General features: G+C 58.2%; 17 protein-coding genes and 1 tRNA gene. 14 read left to right on the top strand and 4 right to left on the bottom strand.

All coding sequences use genetic code 11. The annotated features are described in order from the left end of the window. Positions 1 to 253 (top strand): hypothetical protein (locus J2D73_RS19380; protein ID WP_207883993.1); only part of this gene is annotated, 253 nt, incomplete at its 5' end. A gap of 15 nt (positions 254 to 268) precedes the next feature. Here J2D73_RS19380 and J2D73_RS19385 read toward each other — a convergent pair. Further along, a complete protein-coding gene (locus J2D73_RS19385) occupies positions 269 to 1741 on the bottom strand; it encodes an NCS1 family nucleobase:cation symporter-1 (protein WP_207883995.1) in 1473 nt (490 codons plus the stop codon). A 268-nt stretch (positions 1742 to 2009) separates the two neighbouring features. On the opposite strand from J2D73_RS19385, the gene J2D73_RS21085 reads away from it, so the two are divergent. From J2D73_RS21085 to J2D73_RS19415, 6 genes are all read left to right on the top strand, one after another. Next, a complete protein-coding gene (locus J2D73_RS21085; RefSeq protein WP_279380960.1) occupies positions 2010 to 2141 on the top strand; it encodes a hypothetical protein in 132 nt (43 codons plus the stop codon). Beyond that, positions 2138 to 3307 (top strand): response regulator, encoded by a 1170-nt coding sequence (locus tag J2D73_RS19390; RefSeq protein ID WP_207883996.1) that lies wholly within the window; start codon positions 2138 to 2140, stop codon positions 3305 to 3307. Before J2D73_RS21085 ends, J2D73_RS19390 begins: the two co-directional genes overlap by 4 nt. Next, positions 3297 to 5330, top strand: a complete 2034-nt coding sequence (locus J2D73_RS19400; protein ID WP_243430114.1) for an ATP-binding protein — start codon at positions 3297 to 3299, stop codon at positions 5328 to 5330. The genes J2D73_RS19390 and J2D73_RS19400 overlap by 11 nt, the downstream gene beginning before the upstream one ends. Next, positions 5317 to 7350 carry a response regulator gene (locus tag J2D73_RS19405; protein WP_207883998.1) on the top strand — a complete coding sequence of 678 codons (2034 nt, stop codon included), beginning with the start codon at positions 5317 to 5319 and terminating at the stop codon, positions 7348 to 7350. Before J2D73_RS19400 ends, J2D73_RS19405 begins: the two co-directional genes overlap by 14 nt. Positions 7351 to 7780: 430 nt before the next feature. Further along, a complete protein-coding gene (locus J2D73_RS19410) occupies positions 7781 to 8344 on the top strand; it encodes a hypothetical protein (RefSeq protein ID WP_341535134.1) in 564 nt (187 codons plus the stop codon). A gap of 348 nt (positions 8345 to 8692) precedes the next feature. After that, positions 8693 to 9856, top strand: a complete 1164-nt coding sequence (locus J2D73_RS19415; protein ID WP_207884002.1) for an acyltransferase family protein — start codon at positions 8693 to 8695, stop codon at positions 9854 to 9856. Here the strand turns inward: J2D73_RS19415 and J2D73_RS19420 are convergent. Next, positions 9842 to 10756, bottom strand: a complete 915-nt coding sequence (locus J2D73_RS19420; protein WP_207884004.1) for a LysR family transcriptional regulator ArgP — start codon at positions 10754 to 10756, stop codon at positions 9842 to 9844. The genes J2D73_RS19415 and J2D73_RS19420 overlap by 15 nt on opposite strands. A 72-nt stretch (positions 10757 to 10828) precedes the next feature. Here J2D73_RS19420 and J2D73_RS19425 point away from each other — a divergent pair, with 72 nt between their 5' ends. Next, positions 10829 to 11455, top strand: a complete 627-nt coding sequence (locus J2D73_RS19425) for a LysE/ArgO family amino acid transporter (RefSeq protein ID WP_207884006.1) — start codon at positions 10829 to 10831, stop codon at positions 11453 to 11455. Positions 11456 to 11782: 327 nt separating this feature from the next. On the opposite strand, the gene J2D73_RS19430 is transcribed toward J2D73_RS19425, so the two are convergent. Beyond that, entirely contained in the window at positions 11783 to 13237 is a 1455-nt protein-coding gene (locus J2D73_RS19430) for a hypothetical protein (protein WP_207884008.1), read from the bottom strand. 375 nt (positions 13238 to 13612) lie between these two features. Here J2D73_RS19430 and hslV point away from each other — a divergent pair, with 375 nt between their 5' ends. The 4 genes from hslV to J2D73_RS19450 all read left to right on the top strand — a co-directional run bounded on the left by hslV (position 13613) and on the right by J2D73_RS19450 (position 17561). Further along, the gene (gene hslV / locus J2D73_RS19435; protein ID WP_207884010.1) at positions 13613 to 14203 is read left to right on the top strand and encodes an ATP-dependent protease subunit HslV; all 591 of its coding nucleotides are present in this window, start codon (positions 13613 to 13615) and stop codon (positions 14201 to 14203) included. Next, positions 14200 to 15516 carry an ATP-dependent protease ATPase subunit HslU gene (hslU, locus tag J2D73_RS19440; protein WP_207884012.1) on the top strand — a complete coding sequence of 439 codons (1317 nt, stop codon included), beginning with the start codon at positions 14200 to 14202 and terminating at the stop codon, positions 15514 to 15516. The genes hslV and hslU overlap by 4 nt, the downstream gene beginning before the upstream one ends. Continuing rightward, positions 15513 to 15965, top strand: a complete 453-nt coding sequence (locus tag J2D73_RS19445; RefSeq protein ID WP_207884013.1) for a SufE family protein — start codon at positions 15513 to 15515, stop codon at positions 15963 to 15965. Before hslU ends, J2D73_RS19445 begins: the two co-directional genes overlap by 4 nt. A gap of 453 nt (positions 15966 to 16418) precedes the next feature. Further along, a complete protein-coding gene (locus tag J2D73_RS19450; RefSeq protein WP_207884015.1) occupies positions 16419 to 17561 on the top strand; it encodes a PAS domain-containing protein in 1143 nt (380 codons plus the stop codon). A 308-nt stretch (positions 17562 to 17869) separates the two neighbouring features. Here the strand turns inward: J2D73_RS19450 and J2D73_RS19455 are convergent, their stop codons facing one another. Continuing rightward, positions 17870 to 18283, bottom strand: coding sequence for a hypothetical protein (locus tag J2D73_RS19455; RefSeq protein ID WP_207884017.1), 414 nt, complete (start codon positions 18281 to 18283; stop codon positions 17870 to 17872). Between the two features lie 233 nt (positions 18284 to 18516). Between J2D73_RS19455 and J2D73_RS19460 the strand changes: the two genes are divergently transcribed. Together J2D73_RS19460 and J2D73_RS19465 are read left to right on the top strand one after the other, a co-directional pair. Continuing rightward, a tRNA-Ser gene (locus J2D73_RS19460) sits at positions 18517 to 18609 on the top strand. Positions 18610 to 19354: 745 nt separating this feature from the next. Continuing rightward, positions 19355 to 19540 (top strand): hypothetical protein, encoded by a 186-nt coding sequence (locus J2D73_RS19465; protein WP_207884018.1) that lies wholly within the window; start codon positions 19355 to 19357, stop codon positions 19538 to 19540. The last annotated feature ends 488 nt before the right edge of the window (positions 19541 to 20028 follow it).

Raw genomic sequence — 20028 nt, forward strand, 5'->3', positions numbered from 1 at the left:
GCCAATCTCATGCGCAGAAATGCTCACCCGTGATTTTCCAAACAGGCTCTCAGAAGAGGCAGCTAAGCGAGCTCAAAGCAGTGGCGCAAAAAAGGCGATGGCCTATGTATACAGTATTGTCTTCGTGCGTCATGAAGGACTTTGGCATGGTTATGTGAGTGGAATTTTATACAGCGGATCCCAGGTGGTAAAAATAGAAAGTACTTTTGAAGATAGGGCCGTTAAGTATTTGGGAAGATTTTCCTCAAGGTGAGGGAGTAACGATTGCCTATTCTATGTGAAAATGATCGCTCACCGTGTTGGGCAAAAATTGATGTTTACGTAAGGCGATAGCTATATAAACCCCGCCCCCCACGGCGACGCCCACAAACCAGGATAGCGCACTGACGGGCGCCAGCGCCGGGATCACGAACCCGCTCGCGGCGACCGCGCCGCCGATCAGCAAGGCGGTCACGCCCCCATGTCCCCAGCCGCGTTCGCCAGCGTAACGGCCAGCGCGCCGATAGAGATCGTCCACGGCGATATTTTGTCGCCGCACGACGTAGTAATCCGCCAGCATGACGCCCGTGACCGGGCCGAGCAGGGACGAAATGATGGTGAGGATACGGTAGATTCCGTCAGCCTTGTCGAACCACAGCCACGGAACGAACAGCACGCCGAGCGCGAGGACCAGCCGTCCCGCTTTTGTGAAATCCAGACGGCGAGGCGCGAGGTTTATCAGATCGTATGCGGCGGGCATGATGTTAGCGACGACGTTGACCGACAGAGTCGCCAGAACGATCGTGGCTCCCCCTAAAACCGTGATCACGGGGTGGTTCAGGGCCAGCAGCAATTCGACCGGGTTCCAGATCGGACGCCCGAACATCAGAATGGTGGCGGACGTGGTGATGATGCCCATCGGCGTGAAGATTAGCGCCGTAAGGGGCAGGCCAATGGCCTGTCCGACGACCTGATCGCGCTGTGTGCGAACGAAGCGCGACAGGTCGGGGATGTTGACGGCGAACGTCGCCCACATGCCGATCATGCCGGTTACGCCCAACGCGAAAGCGTTCCAGAAGGCCGCCCCGTGTAGTTTCGAGGGTTGGGAGAACAGCGGTCCTAGACCGTGCCCCACCCGCAGCGCCCAGATCGTCGCCGCCAGCCCGGCAAGGATGACCAGTGGCCCAGCGATCAGTTCGAAGTTGCGGATGCGATGAACGCCATGGCTGGTAATCCAGCCGTGCAACGCCCAGACGATCGCCATCGCCAGCCATGTTTTGATCTGCATGCCCAGAAACGCGATCGTCCATCCTGCCCATGTGGCGCTGAGCGTGGACATGATCGCATCGACCGCCTGCGCTGCGGCGTAGGACTGCACGGAAAACCAGAACACGGCGCAGAACCCGCGCAACAGGACGGGCAGTTGCGCGCCGGTTGGCCCGAATGAAGAGCGGATCAGGACGCAGAACGGTATGCCGTATTTCGTTCCGGGCCGGGCGTTGAACCACATGGCGAGAAACAGTACGCCGTAGGCTACGGCGACGACGCCCAGACTCTGCCAGGCGGAAAAGCCCAGCGCCATCAGGCCGGAGGCGGCTTCGTAGACCACGATGTTGTGGACCATCCCCATCCAGACGGTCGCCATATTGATCCAGGACCAGTCGCGTTTTTCAGGTGGAACGGGTAACAGATCCGCGTTGGCGAGATCGGGATCGAAGCCGTCTGGCAGAGGAACATGTGATATCTGACTGGATGGAGGCATGAACCCTCGTGGCTGACAGCCTAAGATTGTCGATTATATTAAACCAGCTGATGTTATTGCGGCGCCGCACAGAATGAAACCGTCCCGGAACCTTGGCTCCGCGTTTTGTGGGAAGCGGTGCTGGAGCGTCCGCAATGCGCGAGACCACGACGACGAAACAGGGTACACGCAGTTGCGAACAGCGGCGGAGGGTAATCCGTCGTATCTTTCGAGTTTCGTAAGGAGCGCATGGGCGCAAGCCGCCTGAAGGCCCGACGGAGATATGCCAGTGACTCACGAGATTCTCCGCATTCCGCAGATGCGCCCGTGGCTGGTCACAGCTCCGCAGGCTCAGGCGCCTGCGCGGCACCTGGCGCCTCATCAAGGGTTGGTCACGTTTATGGGCCTTGTGGCCGCATGATTGCTGCTCCGCCACCTGCCGCGTCGTCGCGCATCGTCCTGCCTTCCATGCGTGTCCTTCTGGTCGACGACGACGCCAGCGTTCGCGCGAGGCTGCGGGATTTTCTGACGGGCATTGAAGGAGGGGCGATTTCGTGCCGGGACGTCGCCGGGGCGGAGGATGCGGTCTCCCTGCTGGAAACGTCTGCGTTCGACGTGGTCGTGATGCGCGCCGATCTGCCGGGGATGAGCGGACTGCAGGCGACGCGGCGGATCATGGCGTCTCGTCCCGTGGCGATTGTGGTCACGATCGCGCCAGGTTCGCCGTCTCTCGACCTTGCCTTCGAAAGCCTTCGGTCAGGAGCCTTGGCGCTGGTTCCGCGCATTGGCGGGCAGAGTGCCGGCGGGTCGGGCTTGGAGGGTTCGAACGGCGTTGAGGAGGCGGTGGCTTGGGAGTTGCTGGGAGCCGCGTCGGCGCTTGTATGCAAGGCCTCCAGACGTTCGGGAGATGTGTCTCGATCCGACGTTAGGGGAGCTGCTGACGGCAGCAAGCTAGATGCTGTGCGCAGAACAGATTCTGCGCCGGCGAAGGTGATGGCGTTACTTGCGGGCGGCGGCGCGCTGGGTTCAGCGCTCCGTATGCTGGAGAGCGCTGGCGACGCGCGTCCGCCGACGCTGTTTCTGACATCGGTCGCGGCGCCGTTTCTTGATGATTTTGTGGTGTGGCTCAATGGCGTGGCGCCGGGAGGGGCGGTGCGCGGGCGTGCGGGTCCGATCGCCACTGGGCCGGTACAGGTCGTCGCCGTGTCGGACGGATTTCGGGTTTCGGACTCCGGCGCGCTTGTGCCGATGCCCGTTCTGTCTGGCGCTTTAGGGACGTTCGCTCCGGGTTTACACGGCGCATCGTTCGACATGCTGTTGAGTTCAATGGCCGAGGCGCTTCGTTCCGATGCGATGGCTGTGCTTCTGGGGCAGGTCGAGGATGACGGCGCGCTTGGTTTGTTTGCCATTCGGCATGCCGGCGGGCAGGCGTACGAGGAGCGTCCTGCACGCAACCCGTTTGCGTCCGCCGCCGCCGCTCGTATGGCGGCGGCGGAGGCAGTTGGGTCGGCGGAAGCATTGGGCGAACTTGCCTCCGCAGCCGCCCGCGTGTTGGTTTGTGAAAATGGTGACGATCATGAAGCATGAGGCGCCGCGTCTGCTGTTGGTCGAAAACGCCGCCACGCAGGGTCTGAGAATAGGCCCCATGCTTGAAGCTTACGGCTTCGAGATCGAGAGCGTGCAGAGCGGAGAGGCGGCTCTCGATAGTCTGGACACCTGGATTCCCTTGCTGGTCGTCACGGATTTTCGTTTGCCGGGAATGGATGGCGGCCAGATGGCGCGCCAGCTTCGGTTGAACGCGGCGACGCGCGCCGTGCCTGTTCTGATGTTGACAGATGGCCACGACCCGAAGCTGGAGCGAGAGGTGCTGCTGGCGGGAATTGACGCCTGCGTCCCGCGCTCGGCGGACACCAGTCTGCTCGCTTTTCGGATCAGGGCTCTTCTGCGCGAGCATCCGATGCCGCAAACGCCGTCGCGCGGGATGTTCCGACGCCCGGCGGTGGCGGTGGCTACGGGACCGGGTGGCGCTTTGATGGCGTGGGGACCGCCAGTTCTGCATGTGATGCGGGAATCTGTGGAGCGGTTGAATGCTTCGATGACGACTCTCGCCGGGAAGAGAGAATCTGGCGGCGACGCAGCGCGCGCAGCCGATGGCGGTCCGAAGGGGGTGGATGACTCGACCGTGTATCCTTCCGCTGCCCTCGGCAGGCTTCCGGTGATCCGGTTGCTTCGCGGGGACGGCATGGAGGCGATGGCGCTGGATAATGTCGCACTCGCGTCGCCGGACCTGTGGATCGACACGGTGGATTGCGTCATCGTCGATCTGACCTGTCCGGCTTTCGACGGCCTTGCGTTGTGCCGGAGTCTGGACGCGCGCCGAAACGCGCGTGTGGGCGGTGGCGCGCCCACACGGCTGCTGGGATTCGGTGGCGGGAACAGATCGGCGGGCGACCACGCGTCCGACGCGTATGCTGCGGGCGTAGACGATCTGGTAGGTGCGGACATAGACGTCGATTTCCTGCTTTTGCATGTGCGGGCGCTGCTTCGTCGTAAAGTGCTGCAGGACGAAAGCCGCAGGAGCGAAGCGGAGCGCGCCGCGCGCGAGGCGGCCATGCAGGGCGCTCGCGCAAAGGCCGCGCTGGCCGAAGCGCTGGAGCAGGCGAACACGGAACTTGCCGCCGCCAACCGCAAGCTGATCGACGCGCAGACCAAACTGGTGCAGTCAGCCAAGATGGCGTCACTGGGCGAACTCGTCGCGGGAATTGCGCACGAGTTCAATAACCCGCTGGCTTTCGTTTTGGCGCATGAGGATACTGTTGCGCGAAATCTGGAAAAAGCGATATCGGCGCTCGCACAGGACAATGCCGGGGAGGCGCGCGTTCTGCTTGACAAGAGCCGCGATCGACTAGGCGCGTCGTCGGTCGGGTTGGGGCGGATGCGTGACCTTGTGTCAAGTCTTCGGCATTTCTCCCGTCTTGATCAGGGTGTTTTTATGGACGTCAACATGCCTGAGGCTATAGGCACAGTGTTGTCGCTTCTTGGTCCCAAGTTGGGAGACGATATTGCCGTCGAGTGCGCGTACGGCGCCCCCCCGGTATTGCGGTGCCAGACGGCGTTGGCGCATCAAGTGGTGATGAACGTAATCAGCAACGCGGTTGACGCGTTTGAGGCAGAAGGCGGCGCGCATGGCGGCGTACCGCGTATCCGCATAGAGACGGCGCTTTGTCCGGCAAATGACGTCGTTGTGGCGGGAAGCGTCTCACGCCTGATCACTGACTGGGCTGGGGACGCTTACGTGATCACGGTTTGTGATAATGGACCGGGCGTGCCGCCCTTCATGCGTGAACGCGTGTTCGAGCCTTTCTTCACCACGAAACCGGTCGGGGTCGGTACCGGGCTTGGGCTCGCCACAGCCTATGGCGTGGTGCAGGCCCATGGCGGCGGGATCGAGGTGGGGGTGTCGCCGGAAGGCGGCGCCTGCTTCACGATAGCAGTGCCTTACCGCGCCCCCGGATCGTTGGACGATCAGCTGCAGCATACGGTCACTGCGGCGATGCGCGCGACCGAAGGCGAGACCGGAAGCATGGAGGTTCGCCATGAACGGGCCTGACTCTCTGTTGCGCAGTTTCGGGCATCATGGTGCGGCAGCGCGCGAGCGCGTGCTGCTGGTGGACGACGAACCGGAGATTCTCGTCGCGCTCTCGGATCTTCTGGAGGACGAGTTTGAGATCGTGCGCGCCACGTCGGCTCGTGAGGCGCTCGCGTTGATTGCGGAGCGGAGCGATTTCGCCGTCGTCGTGTCCGACCAGCGCATGCGCGACATGACGGGGGATGTCTTCCTTGCCGAAGCGCGGACGATGTCGGACGCGGCTGCGATTCTGCTGACCGGGTATGCGGATCTCGAAACGGTGGCCAGCGCGCTCAACCGGGGTTCGATTACGTTCTATGCCGCCAAACCGTGGGAGCCGGACGCCTTGCGGGCGATGGTGCGGGAAGCCGCCGCAGCCTGTCGCACGCGGCGGATGCTGGCCGCGGAACGGGAAATCCTGCGGAGTCTCTTCGACAATCTTCCTGTCGGACTTGCGTTCAAGGATGAGGAGGGGCGTTTCACGCGTCTGAATGCGTTGGCGGCGCGGGCTTTGGGACGCTCACAAAAAGAATGCCTTGGCCGTAGAGAAGAAGATTTTACGCCGTCGGGAACCCCGGTCCTTGGCGACAAGACCAGTTCCAGCGACAGCGGAGCGCCGGAGCTGGTCGCGCGACGCGACGCGTCCGGACGGCCGCGCTGGCACCGCGTCACCCGCGTGGCGTTGGGTGGCGGTCGCGCGGGTTCGACATCCGGTGAGGACGGCGTGTCGGAAATTTCTGTCCTGATCGATCAGGACGTGACCGATCTGATGGAGATGGAGCGCCGGTTGCGGCAGGCCGACAAGATGCAGGCCATAGGCACGTTGGCGGGAGGCATCGCGCATGATTTCAACAACCTGCTGACCGCTATCTTGGGGTCCCTGGAGCTGGTTTCCGACCTTTCGCCGGATCTGGACGCCCGGGCTGCGCGGCTGTTCGGCAATGCTATGGACGCTGCACGCCGTGGCGCGACGTTGACGCAGAAGTTGCTGGATTTCAGCCGACCGCGAGATTTGGCGCGTCAATCAGTCGATGTTCCGAAACTTCTCGAACAGATGCAGGGGTTGCTGACACAGAGCGTCGGAGGCGGCGGGAAGCGCATGACGCCGGTTCATGTCGCCTCGGCGCCGGCAGGTCTTCCGGCGGCGTCGACCGATCCTGCGCTGCTTGAAGTGGCGCTGGTCAATCTGTGTCTCAATGCGCGGGATGCGCAGCCGAATGGCGGTGAAATCCTAATTTCGACGCGGGAGGCGATGGTTCGTGCTCCGGAAACGGGAATGGGTCACGGCTCTTCGAACTCCGGCGGTTCTGCCGCGAAGGGGCAGGAACCGCCCGAAACGCTGTCTGGCCAACCGCTGGCGCCCGGTCGTTATGTGATTGTGACCGTGTCGGATCGTGGGGTCGGCATGTCGCCTGAGACGCAGACGCGGATATTCGAGCCATTTTTCACCACCAAGGCGGTGGGCGGCGGTATTGGTCTCGGCCTGTCGATGATCTATGGCTTCATGCAGCGCAATCAGGGTGGGGTGCGCGTCAACAGCGCGCCAGGGCAAGGTTCTTCCATAGAACTCTGGTTGCCAGCCGTGGAGAGTTCGTCTTCAGGCGTGCGTGGAGATGCGGCGAAGGACGTTAACGCCAGTTCGAAGCGTGGCGGTGGGCGAAGCGTGCTCGTGGTGGACGACGACGAAAGTGTCGCGTCAGTGACATCGAGTTTCCTGTCCAAGGCCGGGTTCGATGTCATCGAATGTCACAGCGGGGCGGAGGCGATAGACCTCACGACGCAGCGGCCTGAAATCGGTTTGGTGGTCATGGATTTGCTCATGCCGCAAATGAATGGGGACGAGTGCGCCCGACGCATCGCTGAAATCCGTCACGATTTGAAGATTCTTTTCGTTACGGGGTTCGCAGATCGGGCGACATTGCCGACAGGCGCCAAGGTTATCGCCAAGCCGTTTACCCGTGATGCGCTGCTGTCCGGGATTGATACGGTGCTCGCGGGGTAATAGTGCTGCTTACGACTACGGTTGCATGACTGTGATTTCTGTCTGTCCGTTGTGATAAACGGAGAGTAGGTTGATCGTCTTTTTTCTGCTGACGTCTTCGGGAGTGTTATTTGTGTAACTGAAGCAGAGAAAGTTGCGGTGACGCACAAACCCTAAATTCGCTAGTTGAATCGTGCCTGGCGCGCCACCCATCAATGGGCTGGAGATAGACGGCGTGTCCGATTCACGCAGCTATCGTCTACCATTGAGATCAGAGTATTAAGTGGAGAGAGAGTTTACATCTCATCCTTAGAGTTACAATCTTGCCGCCGCAGTTGGTCATCTAGTTACGGTGGCGTGCTTTGGCCTGTTCCTGAGAGGGGAAGAGCTATTGCACGCCTATCGAGTCAGACTCCCGATCAATCGGGAATTTCGTGGGATGCGAAGCACAGTGTCGTTTGAACGTCGTGATTCGTTGGCTGAACAATGCATGGACTTGCAGCCGGAGCTTCGGTCATTCTTGGGACAGAGGCCAGACAACCCGATCTCAGATTCTTGGGAGTTTCTTGCCTACAGCTTTGAACGGGGATTCGAGGAAATGTGGGATCGCGCTCAGGCCGACCGTTCAATGAGCGTTCTCAAAAGGCCGCTTCTGATGCTCTGGCGGCAGAGCGTCGAACTTCACATTAAATCAGCCATCGCATACACTGCTGGCGAACTGAGAGGCAGTCTCGGTCATGATCTGAACAAATTGTTCAGCCGATTACTTCGGGAGCGCGCGACGCTCGGATATTGTGACAATGACGATCTTACTCGACGCGTGCAGACTATGATCGCTGAGATGCAATCTTTCGATCCTTTGGCGGAACGCTTCCGCTATCCACGCATGAAAGATGGTCGGCCATTCGACGATATTGAAGTGGATCTGGATCAGCTCTTTCAGGCGCATTGGATTATTACGACCTGGTGCCAGGGCGCCGAAATAGAAGTGGAACAGAGCCGCGACATTTTCTGACGGTTCGCCCAGCGGTAAATTCTCTTTATTGGGTGTGCATATTTGAGAACGAAGTCTGTTGAGACGAGGTTCTCATGTGGAAAAATATATTGACCTTGGTGTGGTCTTGAATGGGGCGATTGACAGCTCTGTCTCTGGCCATAACCTAAATCTATTGGACAAATGACCGGGCGGCGGGTGTCGGAAATCTATTTTTGCGTCATGGATACCGCTTTGGAGAGAGGGGAAGAACTTTCGTCTTCGCAAAACGGTGTGATCGTTTTTTTGCCCCATTCCCTCTGTAAAGGATGACCTGAGCAGTTTTTGTACCGTTTCGGACTTCAGTCCCTGACCAGAAAGACCGACGCGATGACTCTCGGCGTTCGCAATCGACGCGTTGATCTTTTACGCGGCGTCTCGATCCTTCTCGTTCTGCTGCATCATTTCAACATCACGTATCATCTTCCCGGCACGGCCTTGGGGCGATGGCTTTCGCCCGATTTCGTGCGGGCGGTGGCGCGGAACGGTAATTACGGCGTGACGATCTTTTTCGTCATTTCGGGCTTTCTGATAACATCGAACTCCGAAAAGCGCTGGGGGACGTTGCCCCGGATCGACGTTCGCTCTTTTTACGGGCTGCGGATCGCGCGCATCGTTCCCTGCCTTTTGCTTCTTTTGCTTATCGTCAACGGACTGGATGCCTCTGGAGTGACCATCTTCGGCAGCCACGATCCGGCGACGCACGAACCGGTTTCCCGGTGGCTGGTGAACATCGCGGCGCTGACTTTCTGGATGAATGTTCTGATTGGCCATATGGGGTGGGTCAATTACCCGCTTGGCGTGCTGTGGTCGCTGTCGGTGGAGGAGGTGTTCTATCTGACGTTTCCGCTTCTTGCCCGCCTGCTGCGTGACACGCGATGGATTGTGGGCGTGTGGCTGGCGGTGATCGTGGCGGGGCCGGTTTATCGTCTGTATCATCAGGGGGACGAGGGGGGATTCCTCTTCGCCTATTTTGCGTCGTTCGACGGAATCGCGATCGGATGCTGCACGGCGCTTCTGGCGCGTGGTCGCAGGCTCGACGAGCGGGTGGCGCGCATCGCGCAGCCTGTGGTCATGGCTGCGATGGTCTCTCTGTATTTATGGGAATCGATAGGTGTAACCAATGTGTATGGTGTGACGCTTATGGCGCTCTTCGCCGGCTTTCTGCTGTGGGCGGGTGACGCGCACCCGCAGGGAGCGCTTGCCCGACGCAGCGGCGCGTTACGTTGTGTCGAATGGTTCGGACGCCAGAGCTACGAGCTTTACCTTTTTCATCTGGTCGTTCTGGGGTTGATGAGATCTGTGTGGCCGCCAGCTGGCGTGCATGGGGACGAAAAGCTCGCGCTCCTGGCGCTTTTTATGGTCGGGGCTTCCGGGTTGGCGGCACTGATATCGCGCGGGTATTCGGAGCCGCTCAATCGTCGTCTACGATCTGCGTTGGTCCGCTCTCAGGGGCGCGGTAAGGCAAATATTCCGCAGTCAGGGGCGGTTTGACGCCGGAGGCTCCAGAGACAGCGCGGCGGCGGCTCGTACAGCGTCGGTGAGGCGGCGCAGGGCGCTGGCTTCAAGGCGGGCTGCCTGCCAATACAAAGGAACGTCGATTTGATGGCCAGGGGCGAGGTCAATCAGGCGCCCATCTGCCAGATGTGGGCGGATGAGGGGCAGGGGATTCAGGCTCCACGCCACACCGATCATCGCGAGGTCGACGAAAGCGGCTGTCGATGGAGCCCAATGAGTCGGAGCGGACGGCTCGACCCCGCATGCGGCGCGCATCCACCGAGCCAGCAGGGCGTCGCGACGGTCGAAGCGGAGCACTGGCGCTTCTGCGAGCGCACCCGGCGTCACGCCGTTCGGAAAATGGCGCTCAGCGAAGGCCGGGCTGGCGCAGGCGACGTAGCGTAATGCGCCGAGTTGCGTGATCTGGCACCCCTGCACAGGATCGGGGTCGGCAGTCACGGCCGCCAGAACTTCGCCGGAGCGCAGGCGTTGCGCCGTGTGGGCTTCGTCGTCGAGTTTGAGGTCCACCAGAACCTTGGTCGATGCGGTGAAGCGGGCCAGAGCGTCAGGAAACCAGGTCGCCAGACTGTCCGCATTGACTGCGATCCCGAGTGTGACGGCGCTTTCGGAGAGCGCGACTGCGCCCAACGGCAGGTGTGCTGCCAGATCGTTCTCCATCAGTCTGACCTTGTCGAGATGCGCGCACAGCAGCGCCCCGAGTTCGGTGGGTGCGCATGGTTTGCCGCGCACGATAGTCACCGCGCCGAGTTTCTCTTCGAGGCTGCGGACCCGCTGCGACACGGCGGAAGGGGTGATGCGGAGCCGTTCGGCTGCGCGTTCGAAGCCTCCTTCACGAATGACGGCGGCCATGGCGGAGAGGGCGGGATAGTCGAGCATGAAATTAGAAAATCTTCATTTGATTAAGAAAATCAAGTTTTACTTTCTTTGTGTGGAGCGTCACACGGAGGCATGTCTTCGTTGTCGTCCGCCGGGCTGGCCGGTTTCGCGTTATCCTGTTCACTGATCGCTGCGATCGGGGCTCAGAACATGTTCGTGTTGCAGCAGGGGCTGCGCCGTAATCATGTGGGGCCGATCATTATGTTCTGCGCGATTTGCGACGCCGCCTTGATCAGCCTCGGCGTGAGCGGTATCGGCGCGTTGGTCCATGTTGCTCCGGCGATGCTTAGCCTTATGACATATGGGGGCGCAGCTTTTCTGGCGTGGTATGGCTTGTCGGCTCTGCGTCGGGCGATCCGTTCCGGCGGCATGGAGGCCGATGGCGCGCCGCCGCTGCCGTTGGGCAAGGCTCTGGCCAAGACGGCGGCGTTCACGTTCCTGAATCCCCATGTTTACCTCGATACGGTGCTGTTGATGGGCGCTGCGGGCGCGGCCCAGCCGCTTGACGCTCGCCCCGCGTTCGTCGTGGGAGCCGCGTTGGCGAGCCTGCTATGGTTTGTCTCGCTGGGGTATGGCGCACGCGTTCTCGCTCCGGTTTTGGCGCGACCTGCGGCGTGGCGAGTGCTCGACTGCGTAGTCGGGGTGACAATGCTGGCGATGGCGTTGAATCTGGTGGCGCGGGCGGCCCAGTCGGCGTGAGGGGGTGCCACGCCGATCTGATTGACGAGCGTTGAGTGGCGGCCCCTATTGTGAAGTTGAACGAAGTTTGAAATCACAGATCAGCCTTGCGGGATCTTAAATCGCAAATCGATGCGATGTTATGTTCTGCTAAATGAAGGTTGTGGTCGTCCAACCTTCCGTCTGCGCATCAATTGGCCCCGGCTTCGAAGTGCCAACCTCGAGTGCTCACAGAGGCCTTGATATGACCCTGGCACGTTGGCGTTCGATGGAGTGTCGTCACAGAGTATAGTCATGTGAATTTATGCTTCGTGATTTAGCATGCACGGTCAGCGTATCGGGCCGCGCTCACGGCTGCGGGTCCTTTCTTGAGCAGGCGTAAGGCGGCAGCCAGCATGGGTCGAGACGAAAACCGAGCTGCATGCCCCAGTATAATTCATTACTGGACGCATCGGGGAGCGTTTCTGTTCCTGCGACAGCTTGTCCGTTTTTCATCTGCTCGCGGCGTACGATGCCTGAGAAAGGAGCGCGCAAAGCGATCCAGCGTTCGCCTTGTGAGTCAGGCATTGCACGGAAATCGTTGATATTACGCCAAGCTTGCTGATTATCGTGAAGAACGCTGTGTTCAAAATAGGCGTCGGGCCAAGATGGAGGGGGTTCGGACTTCTGAACCATCCATATCGGCGCAGCGTCCGGTAGTGTGCGGTAGGGGAGAAACCTAATGCAGGTAGCCAAATAGACGCCCGCAAGCGCTGCGGCCGCAAGACGCCAGTTGACTCCAGTCAGGGCGCGGCAGGCAATGAATCCCAGCAGCGCGAGGCCAGGCAGCAGCCACTTGAAATAATGCACATTGTTGTAGCGCCAGAGTCCGGCTGGAATCAGGTCCACGTAAGAGAAAAACAGCAGAGAGTATCCCGTAATCAGGACGCTGAGCAGCGCGAGGACCCAGCGTCCTTTTCGGTCGGCCACAAAAGGCGCGACGATCAGCCCAGCAAGGCCTGGAGCAATCCACGGAAGACGCTCCAGCAAGCCTGCGCCGTCTGGAAACCATGGGCGAGGGGTCAGAAGCAGTATATAGGTTTTCCATCCGAGACCCTCGAGACGGAACCCCATGTTGCGCGACACGATCATGTATTGGGTCGGGTGAAAGCCGTAAATCGAAAGATATAGTGCGGCGCATGCAATCCAAATTAGTAAGCATCCGCCAATGAGCGTAATAGAGCGCACGATTTTATTCGCAATACTTCCGCGCTGTAGATACAATGCGCCGAGCGTGGTCAACCCGATGGGGCCGGCGAGCGTTACGTCAGTAGGGCGCGTCACGGGCATAAAAGCAAGAATCGCACCGAGCAGAGCGAGGCTTAAGGCTCCTTCGCGCGCTGCCGAAGTGTCACAGCGGTTGCCGATAGTCGATATTTCTCGGGCGGAGAGAGCGAGCGCGTTCCATATAAGGGCAGCCGCCAAGGTCGTGTTCCATGGCTCAGCCCATGCAGAACGGATGGAATGACTACTGCACGTTCCCAGGAGAAACAACAGCATCGCGGATGTGCTCGCTACGCCGCATGTCCGTGCGAAGCTGATAAATCCGCGAGCTGCGAGCAGGAGGCAAATCAGGTCAGGGAGAAAATATACCTGTCGCCCGAGCCAGACGAAGGGGGCGCCGATGAGGGCGTATCCAAAAGGATACCAGTGTTGTTCAGGGCGAAGATCGCCATGAGCAAGGGCTACCGTCGATTTGAAATAATTCGATTGATCGAACCAGCCCCACCACCCTTCAGGGTAGCGGCCACACGGCCAAGGCATTCCGGGATCGTTCCAGTAGGCGGTGACGTACAGAATACAGAGAAGAAAAAAACCAGCGCCCAAAAATATTTTTTTTTGGTTTTGTTTTAATACTGGTGCGTATTGTTTTGTAAAATGCACGTAAAAATTTTTGAGTGAACTAGTCGCGTCCTTCGAGGGCGCCATGGTGGATGTCCTACTGTTCATCGAGTAATCTTAAAGTGTCTATTTGCATCGTTATCTCGATTTTTGCAATCAGACAGTCTGCGGTTTCACGGCTGTGTCGCAGGGCTTGGCGGATTTGGACCGACAGAATTTCCCCTCCCGATCACAAGGCTCCGTGCTTGGACCTGGGGCCTCTTGTGATCCTCGCGCGAAGCCCTATTTCATACGTCCATGAACACTCATCAGGCGACACCCCACGACCCCGTGGGGTGGCACGGAACGACGATCTTATGTGTGCGCCGCGGCGATGAAGTCGCCATGGCAGGCGACGGGCAGGTGACGCTCGGTAACACTGTAGTCAAAGGAAACGCTCGCAAGGTGCGCAGGATCGGCCCCAATGGCCTGATTTTGGCTGGCTTCGCAGGAGCTACAGCAGACGCCTTCACGCTGTTGGAACGTCTTGAAGCAAAACTTGAGCGTTACCCGAACCAGCTTGAGCGTGCGTGCGTGGAACTGGCCAAAGACTGGCGCACCGATCGCTATTTGCGCCGGCTGGAAGCCATGATGGCGGTGGCGGACGGTTCGCATTCCTACACGCTGACAGGCAATGGGGACGTGCTTGAACCCGAGGACGGGGTCATAGCCATCGGTTCCGGCGGCAATTATGCACTATCGGCCGCCCGCGCCCTGATGACGGTCGAGGAGTTGGGAGCCGGTGAAATTGCGCGACGCGCTATGAAGATTGCTGGCGATATTTGCGTCTACACCAACCATTCGGTCACTCTTGAAGTGCTATCTGGCAAAGGAGGAGCCGCGCGATGAGCGCCCTTCATTTCTCGCCATCGGAAACGGTTGCGGAGCTTGATCGGTTCATCGTCGGGCAGACTGATGCAAAGCGGGCGGTGGCGATTGCGCTGCGCAATCGGTGGCGTCGGAGCCAACTTCCAGACGCTCTGCGCGAAGAGGTGGTGCCGAAGAACATCCTGATGATCGGCCCGACCGGGTGCGGCAAGACCGAGATCGCCCGCCGTCTGGCGAAACTCGCTCAGGCGCCCTTTCTGAAGGTCGAGGCGACCAAGTTTACCGAGGTCGGTTATGTCGGCCGCGATGTCGAGAGCATCATTCGGGATCTCGTCGAGGCGTCGATCAATATGCTCCGGGATGTGCGCAGACGTGACGTGCAAGCTCGCGCGGAAGAAGCGGCGGAAAACCGGCTCGTAGACGCCCTGGTGGGTGAGAGCGCATCCGCCGAGACGAAGTCAAAATTTCGCAAGATGCTGCGTGACGGCGCTCTGGAGGAAAAGGAAGTCGAGATCGCTGTTTCCGACCCCGCTTCGGCAGGGAGCGGGGCGGAGATGCCCGGCATGCAGCCGGGCAGTGTCGTGAACTTCAACGACCTTATGAAAAATCTGATGAGCAGGGCGCCGCAGCAACGTCGCCTGAAAGTCCCCGTGGCGCGGGAACTGCTCGTTCGTGAAGAAGCGGACAAGCTTTTGGACACGGACGCGCTTACCCGTGAAGCTGTGCAAAACGCACAAGACAACGGGATCGTGTTTCTTGACGAAATCGACAAGGTTTGCGCGCGCTCCTCGGAAAGCGGCGTACGTGGGGGCGATATTTCGCGTGAAGGCGTTCAGCGCGATCTTCTGCCGTTGATCGAAGGAACGACGGTCTCGACCAAATACGGCGCGGTGAAGACCGACCATATCCTGTTTATCGCATCGGGAGCGTTCCATCTGGCCAAACCGTCCGATCTACTGCCCGAACTTCAGGGGCGGTTACCGATTCGGGTCGAACTTGCGCCTTTGTCGCGTGATGATCTTCGCCGCATCCTGACTGAGCCGGAGCATTCGCTATTGAAGCAGTACACGGCCCTTCTGAACACAGAGGGCGTTGCGCTTGAGTTCGCCGACGACGCTATCGATGCACTCGCCGAACTTGCAGCCGACGTGAATGAGCGCGTCGAAAATATTGGAGCGCGTCGCCTGGCCACTGTGCTTGAAAAACTGCTCGAGGATGTGTCGTTCACGGCGTCCGAGCGCAGAGGTGAGGCTGTTCGCGTCGACGCGGCGCTTGTTCGGGAGCGTGTCGCGCCGCTGGCGAACAAGAGCGATTTAAGCCGGTTCATCCTGTGAGCGAGGATCCTTTCGTTCGTCCGGTCGATGATACCGCGTCTGATGCTATTGAGGCGATAGGCGACGAACTGGCGCTTTTCGACGACTGGATGGATCGGTACCAGTATATCATCGAACTCGGGCGGAAATTGCCGCCGTTTCCTGCTGCCTGGGCGGATGATGCGCACCGTGTTCCCGGGTGCCAGAGTCAGGTTTGGCTCGAGGCGCGCGTCGATGCTGGCGGCCGGATGTTCTTCGCCGGTGCGTCGGATGCAGCGATCGTGTGCGGGTTGGTGGCGCTGCTGCTACGTGTTTATTCAGGGCGGGATCCGGAAGAAATTCTTGCGACGCAGCCAGGTTTTTTGAGTGATCTGGGGTTGGTGCAGGCACTGTCGACCAATCGTGGCAACGGCGTGGAGGCGATGGCTCGTGCCATTAGATCCGTCGCCGCACAGGCGAAAGAAGGTTGATAAGATGGCGGAACTCTTATGAATTTCGGTTGGTTATTTTCTTGATCTGAAAAGAAACTTTGTGAGTACAACAAATTTTTATATTTGATGCGGAATATTGTTCTTTGGCGGCGCGTTGAATTATTGTTCTCTAATGTTCGACGGTGCCAGTTATTGGCAAGGTGATTTTTTTATGGGAATTTAACGTTTTTATTTAGCAGAATTTTCGGTTTTTCGAAAATTATCTGAATCAAACGTGAAGCTACTAACCGCTGTGTGCCGCATTTTTGCGCGATATCCATTACGCTCAGTGGATGCCGGACCAGCGTGGAATGGCAGCGTGAATTCACCTCACACACAGAATGCGGCTGCTTATGGTAGATCTCAACAGTGGGGTTAAGAAAAGGCGTCTGACGTTCTGGCGCTTAGTCGTCGGAGCTTACTACGTTGCCGCCACCCGTGTAGATTGAGCCAGTGATTGAAGATGATCGCCCCGTTGTGCTACCGGTGGCAATCATTCTATGCGCCGACTGGAGAAAAGACGACATGGAAACGCCTGTCGAGGCTTACGGGTCGGTCGCATTCCCCGGCGTTTTGTCGACGCCCCCTGATCTGCCACAATTGATTCTGCAAAAGGCGATGCTCGACGCGACGCCCGACTGCATCAAGATGATATCCGCATGCGGTCGCTTATTGATGATGAATAAGGCGGGCTGTCTGGCGTTGGGCGTTGCGGAGGATTCCGGTTTTGGAATGCCCTGGATTCCACTGTTGCCAGAGGACGTTCATCAGTCCGGATTGGCGGCGCTTGGCAGGGCGGCTAACGGGGAAAATGCCCGCTTTCACGGAAAGAGCGAGTCTGCGGAAGGCACGAAATATTGGGATAATTTGTTGACGCCCGTAATGGACTCGTCTGGGGGCGTACAGTTCATTCTTTGTGTGTCTCGAGATGTGACAGAGAAAACGATACTTGAGTGGGAGTTGGAGGGAGCTATCAACAGAGAAAAATTGTTATCAAAAGAGATGCGTCATCGTGTGAAGAATCTCTTCTCCGTTGTGTCCGGCCTCATTGTCATCGCAGAGAAAGAGGCTGCTGCGGAAGATGCGCCGGAAGACGCCACGTGCATTCTTCGTGAAAAGCTTGAGGCGTTGTCGCGTGCTACGGACGCGGCTTTTGTAGACAACAAGAGTATGGCGGACACTGATACTGGGTTGATAGGGGTGCAGTCCCTTGTCAATTCCGTGTTGCGTCCTTATGGAAGCCGCTGTGCGGTTGTCGGGGGAGACGCCTTGCTGCGAAGCGTCATGATGACGACGCTGACGTTGTTCTTGCATGAACTTGCTACAAACTCTGTGAAATATGGTGCCCTTGGCAGTGACAGCGGGCAGGTTACTGTTCGGTGTGCGGCGGAAAATGCGTCGTTGGACCTGACATGGCTTGAGGTTGGGGGGCCAAAAATTTCGACGTCCCCCAAATCTGAGGGGTTTGGGAGCGAAATGATAGATCGTATCGTGCGATCTGCAGGCGGGACAATCAATCGGACCTGGCATTCTGAGGGGTTGGTTGTTGATTTGTGCTTACCTAGCGCTATTCAGCTTCAGCATTTGAACTCTTGAGTAGATATTTTTATGAATACTGTTATTGTTTGAAGTAATTTTTAATAATTAGTGATTTCCGCCAGCTGCGCGAGTGTAAACGTCTAGCCTCTCAAATTTTTTGATAATGCTTGCAATGTAATCGCGCGAAGTGACGTGCTGCGCGCTGCCTGGAGCGAGTAATTAGTGTCAACGCGATGTATTTGTGAAGTAATGAAGAAATTTAAACATTAAAATAGTAGCGTTTTATATAGTAATGATATATCTATTTTGTATTAGTGGAATTAAGAGATGGCAAATCAGCTGAAATTCTTCCGCAACATTCGTTGTCAAACCTTTGTCGCAGCAACCAGTGTTGTGTTGGGCGCTACATAAACGGGCTGCCCTGCTGCGGTTACGCCAATCTGCGTGCCATTTTGCCACGATGTTGAGCGGTTGAGTATCAAGTGGGCGTCGTCGGATGGTACAACATAGGACGCGCCAGCGCTGACAGGCGACCAACAGGCGATAGGCCAGGAGATCACCGCCGGATCGAGTCCGGAAGCCGAGGAAAACAATCCCAGGCGCGCGCACGCGGGCAGTGTGTCTGCGGTGGCGTTAAACACTGGTTGGGTATTGGCGCGCGTTTCGTTGCCGCCACCGAGAGCCTGAAAAGTCGTGGAAACACGGGAGTAACCTGGCACCGCTACTTCGCGTCCATTTTCGAGAAGCAGACCGATCCATCCATGAAAGAAGTAGCTCATTCGTAAGTTCCTGTTGCCCAATCATAGCTGAAGAGATGTGTGCCCCGCTTGCGAAAGGATTCGCGCGATTGTTCGAATCACCTCTCTGCATGGATGATGGCAGTCTCAATCCGGCATCATGCTCTTGAGGAGCTAAATTCCTGACGCAATCGTTTGTGGGGGTTTGACGGAGCGAATGTAAGCTTCTAAAGCTACGGGCGCTGCGACGGTGCCTGTGTGGCGTGTCGTTACGCGGAGGGGTGGCCGAGAGGCTGAAGGCGGCGGTTTGCTAAACCGTTGTACGATGTCAAGTCGTACCGTGGGTTCGAATCCCATCCCCTCCGCCAGTAATTCTGATATTTCCCAAGAAAATCAAGAGATTAGACGCCTCTGCGCGGTGCCTCACCATCATGTTGTCCATCTTAAAGATTGAACATCGTGGGGCGCAAAGAGGCGCACCGAGGTACGATTCTCTATCTCCGGCGAGCGCGCTAAAGTCGGACGATCAGGTATCTAGGTCGGCTGCCGCTTACGGCTCGCGCCCTTCTGTTGAGGCCTGTCGTTGACGTGAGGTGGCAGGCCAGATGGGTGCGTGGCCGCGATCTAGAGCGGCGCTTGGATGCGATTCGAGCTTATTTGTCGCCGGAGCGTTCTTAGTGGCAAACCGCCCCAGCATCGCCGCCTCAACGCGCCTGTCATCTTTCTTCCGCTTGAGCAGATACGCGCAGATGGGGAGCAACTGCATGGCTCGCGCCCGTGCTCTGTCCTGTTGGCGGGGCATCGGTATGCTCCTCTGCCGTATGGCGGGCGTCGCGGTGAGCAGAGAAAGGTCAGCGTTGCGACGCTGCCGCCACGGCCGGACGAGATAGCGCCAGCCGTCCCCTCGCCCGATAATACGCTCACCTTAGTTAAACTACACTCCAGACGGATCGTGCGCTCGCAGCATGGTCGCAAGAAGCGGGGCTGGCGCGACATTGCGGACCTTGCCGGAAAGCGTGATCGAGCCTGTTAGTGTGTCGAGAGCTTTGATCGGGTGGCCACAGCCGTTCAGGATGGCGATGGCGCCCTTTATGTCGCGCTATGGCGATCATTGTGCAGGTCATATCAACGACGCCCGTGCGGTATATGCCCCGCTCTGATCCGACGCTGATAATAGAAAGGATTCCCGTATCGGTCGCGCTTGGCGTGCTCTTTGGTGCGGATTACCTTGGCATTTCAATCGGGTATATCGTGGTGCTTGCCTACGGCATGACGTTTTTTACGATGATGACTTCCTGAAGCGTCGCCGAGATGAGCATCGAATATGCAGTCTCGGCGATCGCTTCAGTCGTCACATTCGGCGCCCCTCACTCTCATAAAGTGCATGGATGAACTTCTAGTGATGTAAAAATTACATGTTGCCGCAATCGTTAAGTTTCCATTAAAACATTAAAGTTAGAAAACATCAAACATTGAGTTGAGGCCACTTATGGCCACGACAACGATCTCCTCAAATTAAACTGTAACGGCAGCGGCAGGCGCCACGGCAACGAACAACTTTCCATCGGGAAGCAGCAACGCTACCCTGATTCTGGATTTGGTTGAGGGGAAGGTGAGTAATATTACTATATCTGGAAGTATGGGAACTTCATATGCAACATATTGAAACTCGTATCCAGTTCGAATTCTGCAATAGATACGTCTGATTCGTTCGTAAATTATAAAAATGTAGTTGGAGGGTTCGAAAAACCCTCTGGTTTTGAGGGTTCCTCTGTGATTCCATTTCC

This window comes from Acetobacter sacchari (genome assembly GCF_017377715.1).
Taxonomy (GTDB): domain Bacteria; phylum Pseudomonadota; class Alphaproteobacteria; order Acetobacterales; family Acetobacteraceae; genus Acetobacter; species Acetobacter sacchari.